Origin of the sequence: Prodigiosinella confusarubida (assembly GCF_002847015.1) — a bacterium.
In the GTDB taxonomy this organism is placed as follows: domain Bacteria; phylum Pseudomonadota; class Gammaproteobacteria; order Enterobacterales; family Enterobacteriaceae; genus Prodigiosinella; species Prodigiosinella aquatilis.
Map to the genome: position 1 here is coordinate 3,640,253 of NZ_CP025085.1, position 15,553 is coordinate 3,655,805.

Below are 15,553 nucleotides of genomic sequence, written 5' to 3' on the forward strand. Positions count from 1 at the left end.
ATTGTTCAGACAATCTATCCCATATTCAGTTGACAGATCATAAAAAAGGAGCCAATTGGCTCCTTTATACTGTTAAGCTTTTGCTGAAGATTTCTGTTGCGGACGCGGTGAACGACGCGGTTGTCCATCCTGCTGGCGCTGACCGGCTCCTGCTGGTCGAGACGTCGCGGGTTTACGCGCCGAACGGGAATGATCGCCCTGCCCGCGCGGTCCCTGGCGATCACCCTGGCTACGCGGTGCGCTGGCACGACTATCACGGCCACCTTGACGGCCATTCTGGATCGGGTCGGCTTTAATCGTCGGGTCCGGTTCATAACCGTCAATCGCTATACGGGGAATTTCACGATTCAACAGACGCTCAATATCCCGTAGCAACTTGTGCTCATCCACACACACCAGTGACAGCGCTTCACCAGTTGCTTCCGCTCGCCCGGTACGACCAATACGATGGACATAATCTTCCGGCACGTTCGGTAACTCATAGTTCACCACATGGGGTAACTGGTCGATATCCAGCCCACGAGCGGCAATATCCGTGGCAACCAGTACGCGGATGCCACCGTCTTTGAAATTTGCCAACGCCCGGGTACGAGCACCCTGACTTTTATTACCATGAATGGCCGTGGCGGTAATACCATCTTTATTCAACAACTCGGCCAAATGGTTAGCACCGTGTTTGGTGCGGGTAAAAACCAGTACCTGCTGCCAGTTGTGTTTGCCAATCAAATAGGAAAGCAATTCCCGTTTGCGTTTCTTATCAACAAAATGCACATGCTGCGCCACCAGTTCAGACGGCGTATTGCGACGCGCCACTTCCACCGATGCCGGGTTGGTTAACCATTTACCGGCCAGTGTTCTGATTTCATCCGAGAACGTTGCAGAAAACAGCAGGTTCTGACGTTTGGCCGGTAATTTTGCCAGTACACGGCGTATATCGTGAATAAAGCCCATATCCAGCATCCGGTCGGCTTCATCCAACACCAGGATTTCCACCTGTGACAAATCAACCGCGTTCTGGTGCTCCAGATCCAGCAATCGTCCCGGCGTGGCGATCAGAATATCGACGCCGCCACGCAGCTTCATCATCTGTGGATTAATGCTGACACCGCCGAAAACCACCAGCGAACGAAGATGTAGATATTTGCTATACGCCAGAACGTTTTCACCAATCTGTGCTGCCAGTTCACGGGTTGGAGTCAGGATCAGCGCCCGTACCGGACGACGCCCTTTAGGAGCTGGTTTAGTGCTGAGTAATTGCAACAAGGGCAGCGTGAAACCGGCGGTTTTACCCGTGCCGGTCTGTGCGCTGGCCATCAGGTCACGGCCTGCCAGCACAATCGGGATTGCCTGACGCTGTATCGGTGTCGGTTCGCGGTAACCCTGCTCTTCCACAGCACGCAAAATATCAGCGCTCAGGCTGAGAGATTCAAAAGACATAAAGAGAACAACTCCAGATCAACCCTGACCGAGCACAAGCCGGTGTAGTTTCCAGGGTGATATCAAGACGGGGTTAGCGCGGCATGTCATTCCAGCACGCATGCGCGATAATCTCGGTGAATGGGCACAAACTACGGTGCATAACTGTGGGTGATTGTAACAGAAAACCGCCGGTTTCAAGAATTTTTCTATGTAAATCACATTTTCTTTACTCAACCGACCCACAACTATCCATCACGATCTGATTAATATCAATCCATTGGCATAACTTTTACGCGATAGTGACCACCAAATTCTGATAAAGGCGTATACACTAAAAGTATTACCGCTGACAGGTAAACGCTGACTACCTGCGCCATAGTCACCCGTCGTTACTCTCCGACGCAGCCTGATAGCGGCCGATTCTGATTAACAGACTAATCCTTAACAATGGATTGAATTATCAAGGTGATAACGAGGAACCGGGAGAACCATGAACAAAAAAACAGGGATAATGGTAATTATTGGTCTGGTGTTGATCGTCGCCGTTACTTATGGCGTAACCCTCTATCGCCAGCATCAGGAACAGCCGCTTACGCTCTATGGCAACGTGGACATTCGCACTGTCAATCTGGGATTCCGGGTCGACGGACGGCTGGCAGATCTGAAAGTCGATGAAGGCGACACCATCCAACCAGGGCAACTGCTGGCGCAACTGGACAGCGCTCCCTACCAGAATGCATTGCATGAGGCCGAAGCGGATACTGCCAATGCCCGTGCACAACTGGCGTTATTGCAAGAGGGGTATCGCAGCGAAGAAATAGCGCAGGTGCGTTCTCAGGCCGCGCAGACAAAAGCCGCTTATGATTATGCCAACAGCTTCTATCAACGCCAACTCGAACTATGGAAAAAGCACACCATTTCCGCCGATACGCTGGAAGACGCCAGAGCTTCGAAGGATCAGGACCGGGCTAATCTGCAAGCGGCGTTAGAAAAGCTGAGCCAGTATGAACGGGGTAACCGACCTCAGGAAATAGCAGCGTCCGAAGCCTCGCTAGCGCAAGCTGAGGCTGCTCAGGCACAGGCGATGCTGAATTTACAGGATACGAAGCTGCATTCTCCTTCCGCCGGGGTCATCCTTACCCGCGCCGCCGAAGCGGGCAGTATGCTCAGCTCAGGCAGTACTGTATTTACGCTGTCGCTGACACGACCGGTCTGGATCCGCGCTTACGTCAGTGAAGTCAATCTCGGCCGTACGGTGCCGGGTCGCGAGGTACTGATTTATACCGACGGCCGGCCAGACAAACCCTATCACGGTAAAGTTGGGTTCGTTTCTCCCAGTGCCGAATTCACACCAAAGAATGTTGAGACAGAAGATCTGCGCACTGCACTGGTATACCGTTTGCGTATCATCGTGAACGATGCGGACAACGGCTTACGCCAGGGAATGCCGGTAACATTACGTTTTGCACAGGATAGTCAGCATGCCGGAAAATAATTCCACGCGAATCATTTTTGAGGCGCTGGAAAAAAGCTTCCCCGGACAAGAAAAACCGGCATTGGCCCGTCTGACAGCAGAGATCGATAGCGGTGCAGTAACCGGTCTGGTGGGGCCGGATGGTGCCGGAAAAACGACACTGTTGCGCATGTTGGCCGGACTACTAACCCCCAGTTCGGGCACTATGCGGGTCATGGAACTGGATCCGGTGGCAGACGATCGTCAGCTACGCGCCATTTTAGGTTATATGCCGCAAAAATTCGGGTTATATGAAGATTTGACGGTAATAGAAAACCTGACGCTCTATGCCGATTTGCGTGGCATCACTGGCGAGAAGCGGCGTACGACATTTGAACAATTGTTGGCCTTCACCGATCTCACCCACTTTACTAAACGGCTGGCGGGCAAACTCTCTGGTGGTATGAAACAGAAACTAGGGCTGGCCTGTACGCTGTTGGGTCAACCCAATGTGCTACTCCTGGATGAACCCGGTGTGGGTGTCGACCCTATCTCCCGACGTGAGTTGTGGCGGATGGTGCATGAACTCGCTGACGACGGTATGTTGATTTTATGGAGCACCTCATATCTGGACGAAGCCGAACAGTGTCGCGATATTCTGCTGCTTAACGAAGGTGAACTCTTATATCGTGGCCCACCGCAGGATCTCACCCAAAAAATGTCCGGTCGCAGTATATTGGTCAATAGTATGACCGGCAGCCATCGGCAGTTACTGCAAAAGGCACTGTGTCAGCCACAGGTCAGTGACGGGGTGATCCAGGGACGCTCTGTCCGGTTGATCCTGAAACCAGACGCCGATCGGGAAGCACTGTTTCAGGCACTGGCGTTATCGCCAGACAGTGTAGAGAACACAGAACCTCGTTTTGAAGATGCGTTTATCGACCTATTGGGCGGTGGCCCGGCCGAAACGTCGTCATTGGCAAAAATCATGCCACAGATTGAGATTCACGCAGACGAAACGGTGATTGAAGCTCAACAACTAACGAAAAAATTTGGTGACTTCACCGCCACCGATCATGTGAACTTTAGCGTAAAACGCGGAGAAATATTCGGCCTGCTTGGCCCTAATGGCGCGGGAAAGTCTACCACATTCAAAATGATGTGCGGACTCCTGGTGCCCACGTCAGGTAAAGCCCTGGTGCTGGATATGGACCTGAAAACCGGTTCTGGCAAGGTGCGTCAGCATCTGGGCTATATGGCGCAAAAATTCTCGCTATACGGCAACCTGACGGTGGAACAGAATCTGCGATTTTTTTCCGGTGTCTATGGTCTGCGCGGCACGCGTCAACAGGAAAAAATGACGGAAATGACCGAAGCCTTCAATTTCCGGCCTATCTATCACCAAACCCCCGACTCATTGCCGCTGGGTTTCAAACAACGGCTGGCGTTAGCCTGCGCCCTGATGCATGAACCCGACATTCTGTTTCTGGATGAACCAACATCCGGTGTCGACCCGATCACCCGCCGGGAGTTTTGGCTGCATATTAACGGAATGGTAGATAAAGGTGTCACGGTGATGGTAACCACCCATTTTATGGATGAGGCTGAATATTGTGATCGTATTGGATTGATTTACCATGGAAAACTGATTGCCAACGGTACACCAGACGACCTCAAACAGCAGGTCGCCAGTGATACGCTTTCCGATCCCACGATGGAGCAGGCGTTTATCGCGTTGGTACAGGAATATGATGAGGAAGCTGAGGAATCGTCCCATGTTTCAACCCCATGATGACACCCGCTTTTCCTGGCGTCGCCTGCGGGCACTGTGTCTGAAGGAAACCCGCCAGATTCTGCGCGATCCCAGCAGTGGATTAATCGCCTTTGTGATTCCGCTAATGCTGCTGTTTATTTTCGGCTATGGTATCAACCTTGATTCCAGCAATCTGCATGTCGGCATCTTAGTGGAACAGCAGAGCGACGATGCTCACAGCCTGGTTCGTGCCTTTGCCGGATCGCCATATCTGGAACCCACTATCAGCGATAATCGACCCTATCTGATTTCTCTCATGCAGGCAGGCCGTATCCGCGGATTGATCGTCATTCCCAGCGACTTTGCCGAACAGATGGCCCGACCTCGGGTTAGTGCGCCAATACAGGTGATCACGGATGGCAGCGAGCCTAACACCGCCAATTTCGTACAAGGCTATGCCGAAGGAGTATGGCAAATCTGGCAACAACAACGCGCCAGCGACCGGGGACAGGAATTCGAATTGCCGATTGAGGTACAAACACGCTACTGGTTTAACCCCGCGGCCATCAGCAAACACTTTATTATCCCCGGTGCCATTACCATCATCATGACGGTAATTGGCGCCATCCTGACGTCTTTGGTGATTGCCCGCGAATGGGAGCGAGGCACCATGGAGGCCTTGTTGTCGACGCAGGTAACACGTGCCGAACTTCTGCTGAGCAAACTGTTACCGTACTATGTTCTTGGTATGGCCGTCATGGTGCTGTGCATGGTGGTATCCGTGTTCGTGCTAGGCGTACCGTACCGGGGATCGTTGTGGTTACTGTTCGGCATCAGCAGTCTGTTCTTGGCCTGTACTTTGGGGATGGGGCTGTTGATTTCCACCCTCACCCGCAACCAGTTCAATGCCGCGATGGTGGCGCTGAATGCCGCCTTTTTGCCAGCCGTGATGCTCTCAGGATTTGTGTTTGAAATCGACAGTATGCCCGAACTGGTACGAGCCGTGTCCTATATCATACCGGCCCGCTATTTTGTCAGTACGCTACAGACCCTGTTTCTGGCCGGCAATATCGGCAGCGTACTGGTCGTCAACTTACTATTTCTGATTGCTTCCACCGTCATTTTTATTGGTCTGACCGCCTGGCAAACCCGGCGCAGGCTGGATTAGGGATCCATTATGTTTTATCGTCTGTGGACACTGATAAGAAAGGAATTACAGTCACTGCTGCGAGAACCACAAACCCGGACCATTTTGATAATGCCGGTGATCATTCAGGTTGTACTGTTCCCATTTGCGGCTACGTTGGATGTGACCAACGCGACCATCGCCATATACAGCGAAGATAACGGCCAGGCATCGGTAGAACTGACACAACGGTTTGCCGAAGCCAAGGCATTTTCCCATGTGGTGATGTTACATAGCCCACAGGAAATAGTCCCAACATTGGATAACCAGCGGGCTTTACTGCTGATCCGCTTTCCTCCGCAGTTTTCCCGCAATCTGGCCAGCGGCAATAGCACCGCACTCCAGGTAATATTGGATGGCCGACACTCTAACAGCGCCCAAATCGCCGCCAACGATATACAACACATCGTACGGAATTACCAGTTGGAACTGACGAACGACCAAACCCGCCTTAATAACAGCGAGCTGGTCGTTCGTAACTGGTACAATCCCAATCTGAATTACAAATGGTTTGTAGTGCCATCACTTATCGCCATGATCACCACCATTGGCGTGCTGATTGTGACATCCCTTTCCGTGGCCAGAGAACGTGAGCAGGGAACGCTGGAACAGTTACTGGTTTCACCACTCTCCACCTGGCAGATTTTCGTCGGCAAGGCCATACCCGCACTGATTGTCGCCACGTTTCAAGCCTCGATTGTGCTGGCGGCAGGCATTCTGGCGTATCGCATCCCGTTTGCCGGTTCGTTACTGCTGTTTTATGCCTCTATGCTGATTTACGGGTTGTCGCTGGTCGGATTCGGCCTGCTGATCTCCTCATTGTGCTCTACTCAACAGCAGGCGTTTATCGGAGTATTTGTCTTTATGATGCCAGCGATACTGCTCTCCGGTTATGTTTCACCGGTGGAAAACATGCCGCAATGGTTGCAAAATATCACCTGGGTTAACCCTATCCGACATTTTACCGACATCACCAAACAGATTTACCTGAAAGATGCCAGCTTTGACATTATCTGGCATAGCCTGTGGCCGTTGCTGGTGATCACCGCCACGACGGGCAGTGTGGCCTACTGGATGTTCCGACGCAAAATTGCATAAAACACAGAACAAATGCAGTGCACGGTACGGCATACTGACAACACTGACTTATAGCAGGAACACAATTGATGAAAATGGCGTGGCGCGACGACAACCAGATTGAACTGCTGGTGAACGGTGACGAATTTTACCCCAGTGTGTTTACTGCCATTCGCCAGGCCCGTAGCCGGGTAATACTGGAAACATTTATCTGGCATGAAGACAATGTAGGATATCAATTGCAGTCCGCCTTGCTCACTGCGGCACAGAATGGCGTCAGTATCGATGTTACGGTGGATGACTACGGTTCCCATGATTTATCCGTCGTGTTTCTTGCCCCCCTGATTAACGCTGGCGTGCGCGTGCGCTTCTACGATCCACAGCCACGCTTCTTTGGCATGAGAACCAATCTGTTTCGTCGCCTACATCGCAAAATCGTGGTTGTTGACGGTGAAATGGCCTACATCGGTGGGATTAATTATTCCGCTGAACAGATGATCGATTATGGTCCAGAAGCCAAGCAGGATTATGCAGTGAAAGTCCGAGGTCCGATCGTGGATGACATCTACCGCAACGCGCTCGCGATGCTGTCCGGTAAAAAGGAGCCGCGGCAATGGTGGCGACACCGATTTCGTCGTCCGATTCGCAATAAAAACCCTGGCGATGCACAAGCCCTGTTCGTTTATCGGGATAACGGCGAACACCGTAACGATATCGAAAAACATTATCTGTATATGCTGCGCCAGGCCAAACGTGAAATTATTATTGCCAACGCCTACTTTTTCCCTGGCTACCGGTTACTGCGGGCCATGCGTAGCGCTTCACGGCGCAACGTGAGAGTCAAACTGATCATTCAGGGGCACCCCGACATTCCTATCGTCCGGACAGGCGCACGCCTGCTTTATCGCTATCTGATGGCTGCCGGAGTAGAAATCTATGAGTATCAGCGTCGCCCCTTACACGGCAAAGTGGCCGTTCAGGACGACCATTGGACCACTGTCGGTTCCAGTAACCTCGACCCGTTAAGCCTGGCGCTGAATCTGGAGGCGAATCTATTCATTCATGATCGCGACTTCAACCAGCAGCTCCGCGACAATCTTCAGCAAATCATCAATGATGATTGCCATCTGATTGATGCCGATCAGTTGCCTAAACGCACTCACTGGCAATTTATCAAAAATGTCGTGGTATTCCATTTTCTGCGCCATTTCCCGGCGATGGTCGGCTGGTTCCCGGCACATGTTCCCCGGTTATCACTGGTTAGATCATCAGAATCAGCCACGTTGGAAGAGATGAAACCAGAGCATGTTGAAACCGACAATAAAGAGATATAATACTGAGCCATACCAAAAAAATGGGGCCAATTGGCCCCATTTTCATCACAATGATTCGGTCATCAGCGGCGGTTGCCAAAAATACGCAACAACATCAGGAACAGGTTGATGAAGTCCAGATACAGCGTCAACGCCCCCACAATGGAGTATTTGCGGAAGCTATCTTTATCATCCTCAGAAAGCTGTTCACCAATGTTTTTCAGTTTCTGAGTGTCATAAGCTGTCAGGCCCACGAACACAATCACACCGATATAGGTCACCGCCCACATCAGCGCTTCACTCTTCAGCCAAAAATTCACTACCGACGCCAGCACAATACCAATCAGCGCCATAAACAGCATACTGCCCATACCGCTCAAATCACGCTTGGTGGTATAACCATACAGGCTCATGGCGCCAAACATGCCCGCCGTAATCAAAAACGTACTGGCGATGGATGCACCGGAATAAAGAATAAAAATACTGGAAATAGTCAGACCGGTCAGCGCGGAATAAAGCATGAACAGGCTGGTGGCCACTGCACCGCTAAGGCGTTGCACCATGCCGGAAATCACAAATACCAGCCCCAGTTGCGCAATGATCAAACCAAAAAAGGTGATCTGACTGGAAAATACCAGATGGAGTACCGCAGGCGTATGTGCTGTATACCAGGCGACAAACGCCGTCAGCAACAGGCCACAGGTCATCCAGCCATACACCTGCGCCATATAGGCTTGTATGCCGGTGCCAACCCGCTGGACAATCGAATCGTTGGAACGTGGATATCGATCCATGATGCTACCTTTACTTTAAGTGAAACACACGGGACTCGATGAGCCCACCTCTTCGTCCATAGCTTAACACAAAATACCACAGCAATAGGTAACCCCAAAGATCTGCTCGCAGAGATAATCTCTGAATTGAGATATCCTCGGCAGACTTACCCGCTCTGCCCCGCAATAGATCAGAACGATGAGCGCATGATTGTGGTGCTGGACTACTGACGGTCATTCGCCATAACATATATTTGGCCGGACATCCGCACCTTGCACTGATATCACCAGCGTTCGGCAGCCTGTTTGTCGCTATCGTGAGACTCGATCCAGCGATCACCCTCTGGCGTCGCTTCCCGTTTCCAGAATGGGGCGCGGGTTTTCAAATAGTCCATAATGAACTGAGCGGCATCAAAGGCGGTACTGCGATGCGCGCCGGTCACACCGACAAACACGATTTCATCGCCAGGATAAAACGCCCCGATACGATGAATGACACTGACGCGTTGTAACGGCCAGCGGGAACGGGCCTCAGCCACGATGTCCGCCAGCGCTTTTTCCGTCATGCCGGGATAATGCTCCAGCGTTAACGCACTGACGTGTTCACCTAAATTGTGGTTACGCACTTTGCCGGTAAAGGTGACCACGGCACCATCTTCGTCACACTGGGCCAGCCAGTTATACTCTTCACCGACATTAAACCCGGCTTCACCTACATGAATGCGTGTCTGCTCCATCATCAGCCTCCCGTCACTGGCGGGAAAAATGCCACTTCATCCCCATCCTGCAACGGATGGTGCATGTCCACCAGCGACTGATTCACCGCGGTCAACAGCTTGCCCTCTTCCAGCGCCAGCGCCCAGCGATCCCCTTGCTCACACAATGCCTGGCGCAACACCTCAACCGTGGCATAGTCAGCGGGCAGAGCAAGTTGCCCGGTTCCGGTCAATTCCCGAACCTGCGCAAAAAACAGTACGTTAATCATACTACGTCCGCCTTAAAATCGCCGGATTTACCCCCACTCTTCGACAACAGCCGTACCGGGCCAATCACCATATCTTTTTGTACCGCCTTGCACATGTCATAGATAGTCAGCGCCGCCACCGATGCCGCCGTCAGCGCTTCCATTTCCACACCGGTCTTACCGGTCAGACGACACACCGATTCAATGCGCACCCGATTGTGCTCGGGTTGAGCTTCCAGCTCCACCGCGACCTTACTCAATAATAGAGGGTGGCATAGCGGAATTAACTCCCAGGTACGCTTTGCCGCCTGAATTCCCGCGATGCGGGCGGTAGCAAACACATCACCTTTGTGATGACGGCCATCGATAATCATGGCCAGCGTCTGCGGCGCCATTTCCACGAATGCCTCGGCGCGGGCTTCCCGTACCGTCTCCACCTTGGCGGAAACATCCACCATGATGGCTTCTCCTGCGGCATTAATGTGAGTCAGTTGTGTCTGCGTCAGTTGTGTCATAGTTACCGCTATTTCTTCAGATGTGGATGAACATTGCAGGGTTTCTGGCGTGCATCTAGCTGTTCCTGAATGATGCGTTCCCAGGCGGTACGACAGGCTTTGGTCGACCCCGGCATGGCAAATATCACTGTACAATTTGCCAGCCCGGCAATCGCCCGCGACTGAATGGTCGCGGTACCGATCTCTTCATACGATGCCATACGGAACAATTCACCAAATCCTTCAATTTCACGATCAAACAAAACGCTGATGGCCTCTGGCACCACATCACCCGGTGTAAACCCGGTTCCACCATTGATCAGAATCACCTGCACATCATCACTGGCGATCCAGGCAGAAATCTGGGCACGAATCTGGTATAGATTCTCTTTTACTATCGCGCTGGCAATAATCTGATGGCCTGCCTCCTGCGCCACTTCGCGCAGATAATCTCCCGAGGTATCATCAGCCTCAGTGCGATGCGCGGAGACCGTCAGCACCGCAATACGCAACGGGATAAACTCACTGCTGACCTTACTCATAACTGGCTCCTTACAAATCAATGAACGGCAGTATCAACCGCCAATAAAGGACAGATTCTGCGTGATACCGCTATTGCCATCATGCAGGAAATGGGTCTGCTTTTTCATCAGCAACCCACCGGAAATCCGCATCTTCAAATCGTCAAGCTGCCCGTCATCGGCCAACAGATCGCGTAATGGGATTCCCTGTTCGCCAAACAGGCACAAATGAAGGTTACCGATCGCTGAAACTCGCAGCCGGTTACAACTCTGACAGAAATCTTTTTCATATGGCATGATCAGGCCGATTTCACCTTGATAATCAGGATGACAAAACACCTGTGCCGGGCCATCGCTGCGTTGACGTTCTTGCCGCTGCCAGCCTTGCAATAACAGGCGATCGCGGAGCACTTCACCAGAAACATGGTGACGGCGAAACAGTTCCCGCCCATCCCCGGTTTCCATCAATTCGATAAACCTCAGTTGGATCGGCCGTGGTTTAATCCAGGCCAGAAACGTATCCAGGCTGCCGTCATTGACATCCCGCATCAATACGGTATTGACCTTGACCTTACTGAATCCGCAGGCAAACGCTGCATCAATACCCGCCATGACCTGACGAAACTTGTCCTGCCCGGTAATGGCATGAAACTGACGGGCATCAAGGCTGTCCACGCTGACATTCAGTGCTGTCAGTCCCGCATCACGCCATTGGGCCACATCACGCGTCAGCCGATAACCATTGGTGGTGACCGCTAACGTGCGAATAGCCGGGTTTTCACGAATTGCGGCAATGATGTCGACAAAATCACGGCGCAGTGACGGCTCACCGCCGGTTAAACGCACTTTTTCCGTACCCAGTGCCGCAAAAGCACGGCTGACACGGCGAATTTCGTCTAGCGATAAAAAAGTGTGGGGGTTAAGTCCATGGGATTGATAACCATCAGGCAGACAGTAGGTACAGCGAAAATTGCAAACATCCGTAATCGACAGACGCAGATAGTAAAACTTGCGCGCAAACGCATCAGTCAGTTGACTCACCATAAACACCTTTCCAAATACGGGAGATGCCGGCATTTCTACCCTGCACCCTGGTGACCACAAGAGCCACGGCCAGGGCACCCTATTATGCAAACTCATACATAACGTAGGCACCAAGGCTAGGAGTTTGATCCTATAGCAACTGTCTTGACAGATGTCACCACAGAACCTTGATTACATCGTAAAGTCTATCGCCAAAATCGACAGATAGTCACTGAAAATACGATATATATTTGTGTATATAACGGATTTTCTTCACTTTATGTCCTGATAGCATACCGGAAAAAACTGCTCTCGGTTTGTTTCAGGTCATGCTCCACACGACATTTTCCATTTTTGTACTCACGATCATAATCACTCTATGTATGTTAAAAATTCACACGTCTGGTAACAAATTGGCTAAGGTTATATCAAGGGTTATTCAGCACATCGACTTATGGCAAATAAATAAACAGTCGACTCTGATTCAGATTCAGTCCCCTTTCTGATATATATCATCGCGCCATTTTTTACATAAATTCGATAAGGGTATCTATGAGTAATCGCACGTTGACTGACCTTGATCGCGTGGTGGCGTTAGGTGGTGGACATGGACTGGGACGCGTGATGTCATCGCTCTCCTTTCTGGGTTCCCGGCTAACGGGGATTGTCACCACGACCGATAATGGCGGTTCAACGGGCAGGATTCGTCGTTCCGAGGGCGGCATTGCCTGGGGAGATACCCGTAATTGCCTGAATCAGCTCATCACCACACCTAGCGTGGCTTCAGCCATGTTTGAATACCGCTTTCATGGCAAGGGCGAACTGGCGGGGCATAATTTAGGAAACCTGATGCTTAAAGCACTCGACAACCTGAGTGTGCGCCCACTGGAAGCCATTAATCTGATCCGTAATTTGCTCAACGTAGATGCGTCCCTGATTCCCATGTCCGAACACCCGGCAGATCTGCTGGCGATTGATGCTCAGGGAGATCAGGTGTACGGCGAAGTGGAAATCGATAAACTGTCTGTTTTGCCGCAGGAGTTGATGTTATATCCAGCAGTGCCTGCCACTCCGGAAGCCCTGGAGGCCATCGCCGAAGCCGACTTGATACTGATCGGCCCTGGCAGTTTTCTGACCAGCCTAATGCCGCTGCTATTGCTGGACGATTTAACCTGGGCGCTACGCCAAACCCAAGCCCCCATGGTCTATATCGGTAATCTGAGCAGAGAGCTCAATCAGCCCGCCGCGAACCTGACGCTATTGCAAAAACTGTCGATTATTGAAACCAAAGTAGGACGCAGAATTGTTGACGCTGTTGTGGTCAGCCCACAGGTGAATGTCAGTCTGATAACGGGACGAGTTATCATTCAACAGCCTCTGGAAGCTACCGATATGCCACATCATCATGATCGGCAACTGCTGCGCAAAGCGCTGGAACGAGTGTTACCGTTACTGGAAGTTTGCACATTCAGCGCCGACGAGTTGTCAGCGATAGTAAGATAATCAGGACACTGCGATAAATTGTTCCCGTAATGCATGAACCTGATCACGCAATTGTGCCGCCTCCTCAAATTCCAGGTTTTGCGCATGCATCATCATCTTACTCTCCAGTTCGTGGATTTTATGCTCCAGCGCTTTCGGCGTCAGTAGCTGATACTCGGCTACCGGTTCAGCCGCTTTCCTGCTGCGACCTTTACCTCTACCGTGGGCAGACTGACCAATCTGCAATATATCGCCAACTTTCTTATTAAGGCCCTGAGGTGTAATGCCATGTTTTTCATTATATTCCCGCTGTTTTTCGCGGCGGCGTTGCGTTTCACTAATCGCCCTCTCCATCGACGGCGTGATTTTATCCGCGTAAAGAATGGCTCGCCCCTTAAGATTACGGGCAGCACGGCCAATGGTCTGAATCAGTGAACGCTCGGAGCGCAGGAAACCCTCCTTATCGGCATCCAGGATTGCCACCAGAGATACTTCCGGAATATCCAGTCCTTCCCGCAACAGGTTAATCCCCACTAGCACATCAAACTCACCCAATCGCAGATCCCGGATGATTTCCACCCGTTCAACCGTGTCGATATCAGAGTGAAGATAGCGCACCCGTTCGCCATGCTCTTCCAGATACTCGGTCAAATCCTCCGCCATGCGTTTGGTCAGTGTGGTGACCAGCACCCGCTCATTAATGACGGCGCGTTTACGGATTTCCGACAACAGGTCATCCACCTGCGTCGTTACTGGTCGGATTTCAATTTCCGGATCCAACAAACCGGTAGGACGCACGACTTGATCGATCACCTCACCACCGGATTTTTCCAGCTCGTACTTACCTGGCGTCGCCGAAACGTAGATGGTTTGCGGCGCCAGCGACTCAAACTCCTCAAACCGCATCGGCCGGTTATCCAACGCCGACGGCAGACGAAAACCGTACTCCACCAGTGTCTCTTTACGCGCCCGATCGCCACGGTACATTCCCCCCAGTTGCGGAATGGTCACGTGTGATTCGTCAATGACCAACAAACCATCGGCTGGCAGATAGTCAAATAAGGTAGGAGGCGGCTCGCCCGGACCGCGACCAGAGAGGAAGCGTGAGTAGTTTTCAATCCCTGAGCAATAACCCAGTTCATTCATCATCTCCAGATCAAATTGGGTTCGCTGGCTCAGACGTTGCTCTTCTACCAATTTATTGTTGTCCAGCAACACCTTACGACGGTCAACCAACTCAACCTTTATATCTTCCATCGCTTGCAGAATACGTTCGCGCGGCGTCACATAATGTGTCTTGGGATAAATGGTGTAGCGTGGCACATTTTGCATGATCTGTCCGGTGAGTGAATCAAACAGCGACAACCGCTCCACTTCTTCATCAAATAGTTCGATGCGCAGTGCAACTTCATCCGATTCAGCCGGGAAAATATCGATAACATCGCCCCGGACACGAAACGTGCCGCGCTGAAAAACCTGATCATTACGGGCGTACTGCAATTCGGACAACCGACGCAAAATGGCTCGCTGGTCAATCAACATACCTTGAGTCAGATGTAGCATCATCTTCAGATAAAGATCTGGATCACCCAGACCATAAATCGCTGATACCGATGCCACCACGACAACATCGCGCCGTTCCAGCAACGCTTTGGTGGCGGATAGCCGCATCTGTTCAATATGTTCGTTGACCGAAGCGTCTTTCTCAATGAAGGTATCCGAACTCGGGACATAGGCTTCGGGTTGATAGTAATCATAATACGAAACGAAATATTCCACGGCGTTGTCCGGGAAAAACGATTTCATTTCACTATAAAGCTGGGCCGCCAACGTCTTGTTCGGCGCCAGCACCATCGTCGGGCGGTTGAGATCCGCAACCACGTTGGCAATAGTGAACGTCTTACCGGACCCCGTTACCCCCAACAAGGTCTGATGCGCCAACCCATCCTCCAGCCCTTCCTCCAACCGGCGAATAGCCTCAGGTTGATCGCCTGCGGGTTGAAAATCCGAATACAGTTTAAATACTTTGCTCATAGCCGGGGATACCTGATGAAAAAACGACAAAACCAGGACGACGATAACAGACACTCTGCAT

14 protein-coding genes and 1 riboswitch are annotated in these 15,553 nt (G+C 51.5%); of the genes, 6 read left to right on the plus strand and 8 right to left on the minus strand.

What is annotated here, in order from left to right:
* Window positions 1-72 precede the first annotated feature (72 nt).
* The gene (gene rhlE / locus CWC46_RS16635) at window positions 73-1,437 is read right to left on the minus strand and encodes an ATP-dependent RNA helicase RhlE (RefSeq protein WP_021015422.1); all 1,365 of its coding nucleotides are present in this window, start codon (window positions 1,435-1,437) and stop codon (window positions 73-75) included.
* Window positions 1,438-1,909: 472 nt separating this feature from the next.
* Between rhlE and hlyD the strand changes: the two genes are divergently transcribed.
* The 5 genes from hlyD (at window position 1,910) to clsB (ending at window position 8,222) form a co-directional block, all read left to right on the plus strand.
* The gene (hlyD, locus tag CWC46_RS16640) at window positions 1,910-2,914 is read left to right on the plus strand and encodes a secretion protein HlyD (RefSeq protein WP_021015421.1); all 1,005 of its coding nucleotides are present in this window, start codon (window positions 1,910-1,912) and stop codon (window positions 2,912-2,914) included.
* Window positions 2,901-4,664, plus strand: coding sequence for an ATP-binding cassette domain-containing protein (locus CWC46_RS16645; protein WP_021015420.1), 1,764 nt, complete (start codon window positions 2,901-2,903; stop codon window positions 4,662-4,664). The genes hlyD and CWC46_RS16645 overlap by 14 nt, the downstream gene beginning before the upstream one ends.
* A complete protein-coding gene (locus CWC46_RS16650; protein ID WP_051391471.1) occupies window positions 4,621-5,793 on the plus strand; it encodes an ABC transporter permease in 1,173 nt (390 codons plus the stop codon). The genes CWC46_RS16645 and CWC46_RS16650 overlap by 44 nt, the downstream gene beginning before the upstream one ends.
* A 9-nt stretch (window positions 5,794-5,802) precedes the next feature.
* A complete protein-coding gene (locus tag CWC46_RS16655) occupies window positions 5,803-6,909 on the plus strand; it encodes an ABC transporter permease (RefSeq protein ID WP_021015418.1) in 1,107 nt (368 codons plus the stop codon).
* A 68-nt stretch (window positions 6,910-6,977) separates the two neighbouring features.
* Window positions 6,978-8,222: a cardiolipin synthase ClsB gene (gene clsB / locus CWC46_RS16660; protein WP_021015417.1), complete on the plus strand. Its 1,245-nt coding sequence runs from the start codon at window positions 6,978-6,980 to the stop codon at window positions 8,220-8,222.
* A gap of 62 nt (window positions 8,223-8,284) precedes the next feature.
* On the opposite strand, the gene CWC46_RS16665 is transcribed toward clsB, so the two are convergent.
* The 6 genes from CWC46_RS16665 to moaA form a co-directional block, all read right to left on the minus strand.
* On the minus strand, window positions 8,285-8,995 hold the full coding sequence (locus tag CWC46_RS16665; RefSeq protein WP_021015416.1) for a Bax inhibitor-1/YccA family protein: 711 nt from the start codon (window positions 8,993-8,995) through the stop codon (window positions 8,285-8,287).
* A 263-nt stretch (window positions 8,996-9,258) separates the two neighbouring features.
* Window positions 9,259-9,711 carry a molybdopterin synthase catalytic subunit MoaE gene (gene moaE, locus CWC46_RS16670; RefSeq protein WP_021015415.1) on the minus strand — a complete coding sequence of 151 codons (453 nt, stop codon included), beginning with the start codon at window positions 9,709-9,711 and terminating at the stop codon, window positions 9,259-9,261.
* Between the two features lie 2 nt (window positions 9,712-9,713).
* Window positions 9,714-9,959: a molybdopterin synthase sulfur carrier subunit gene (moaD, locus tag CWC46_RS16675; protein ID WP_021015414.1), complete on the minus strand. Its 246-nt coding sequence runs from the start codon at window positions 9,957-9,959 to the stop codon at window positions 9,714-9,716.
* Entirely contained in the window at window positions 9,956-10,453 is a 498-nt protein-coding gene (moaC, locus tag CWC46_RS16680; RefSeq protein ID WP_037380813.1) for a cyclic pyranopterin monophosphate synthase MoaC, read from the minus strand. The genes moaD and moaC overlap by 4 nt, the downstream gene beginning before the upstream one ends.
* An 8-nt stretch (window positions 10,454-10,461) precedes the next feature.
* The gene (gene moaB, locus CWC46_RS16685; protein ID WP_021015412.1) at window positions 10,462-10,974 is read right to left on the minus strand and encodes a molybdenum cofactor biosynthesis protein B; all 513 of its coding nucleotides are present in this window, start codon (window positions 10,972-10,974) and stop codon (window positions 10,462-10,464) included.
* A 33-nt stretch (window positions 10,975-11,007) separates the two neighbouring features.
* Window positions 11,008-11,997 (minus strand): GTP 3',8-cyclase MoaA, encoded by a 990-nt coding sequence (moaA, locus tag CWC46_RS16690; RefSeq protein ID WP_021015411.1) that lies wholly within the window; start codon window positions 11,995-11,997, stop codon window positions 11,008-11,010.
* A riboswitch (molybdenum cofactor riboswitch) is annotated at window positions 11,985-12,132 on the minus strand. Its footprint overlaps the gene before it by 13 nt.
* A gap of 396 nt (window positions 12,133-12,528) precedes the next feature.
* Between moaA and yvcK the strand changes: the two genes are divergently transcribed.
* Complete coding sequence (gene yvcK / locus CWC46_RS16695) at window positions 12,529-13,479, plus strand: uridine diphosphate-N-acetylglucosamine-binding protein YvcK (RefSeq protein ID WP_021015410.1); 951 nt, start codon at window positions 12,529-12,531, stop codon at window positions 13,477-13,479.
* Here yvcK and uvrB read toward each other — a convergent pair whose 3' ends face one another.
* A complete protein-coding gene (uvrB, locus tag CWC46_RS16700; protein ID WP_021015409.1) occupies window positions 13,480-15,492 on the minus strand; it encodes an excinuclease ABC subunit UvrB in 2,013 nt (670 codons plus the stop codon).
* Between the last annotated feature and the right edge of the window lie 61 nt (window positions 15,493-15,553).

Bases quoted from the DNA above. Each gene is read 5' to 3' on its own strand.
- rhlE (WP_021015422.1), bottom strand. From the start codon at position 1,437: ATGTCTTTTGAATCTCTCAGCCTGAGCGCTGATATTTTGCGTGCTGTG.
- hlyD (WP_021015421.1), top strand. From the start codon at position 1,910: ATGAACAAAAAAACAGGGATAATGGTAATTATTGGTCTGGTGTTGATC.
- CWC46_RS16645 (WP_021015420.1), top strand. From the start codon at position 2,901: ATGCCGGAAAATAATTCCACGCGAATCATTTTTGAGGCGCTGGAAAAA.
- CWC46_RS16650 (WP_051391471.1), top strand. From the start codon at position 4,621: ATGATGAGGAAGCTGAGGAATCGTCCCATGTTTCAACCCCATGATGAC.
- CWC46_RS16655 (WP_021015418.1), top strand. From the start codon at position 5,803: ATGTTTTATCGTCTGTGGACACTGATAAGAAAGGAATTACAGTCACTG.
- clsB (WP_021015417.1), top strand. From the start codon at position 6,978: ATGAAAATGGCGTGGCGCGACGACAACCAGATTGAACTGCTGGTGAAC.
- CWC46_RS16665 (WP_021015416.1), bottom strand. From the start codon at position 8,995: ATGGATCGATATCCACGTTCCAACGATTCGATTGTCCAGCGGGTTGGC.
- moaE (WP_021015415.1), bottom strand. From the start codon at position 9,711: ATGGAGCAGACACGCATTCATGTAGGTGAAGCCGGGTTTAATGTCGGT.
- moaD (WP_021015414.1), bottom strand. From the start codon at position 9,959: ATGATTAACGTACTGTTTTTTGCGCAGGTTCGGGAATTGACCGGAACC.
- moaC (WP_037380813.1), bottom strand. From the start codon at position 10,453: ATGACACAACTGACGCAGACACAACTGACTCACATTAATGCCGCAGGA.
- moaB (WP_021015412.1), bottom strand. From the start codon at position 10,974: ATGAGTAAGGTCAGCAGTGAGTTTATCCCGTTGCGTATTGCGGTGCTG.
- moaA (WP_021015411.1), bottom strand. From the start codon at position 11,997: ATGGTGAGTCAACTGACTGATGCGTTTGCGCGCAAGTTTTACTATCTG.
- yvcK (WP_021015410.1), top strand. From the start codon at position 12,529: ATGAGTAATCGCACGTTGACTGACCTTGATCGCGTGGTGGCGTTAGGT.
- uvrB (WP_021015409.1), bottom strand. From the start codon at position 15,492: ATGAGCAAAGTATTTAAACTGTATTCGGATTTTCAACCCGCAGGCGAT.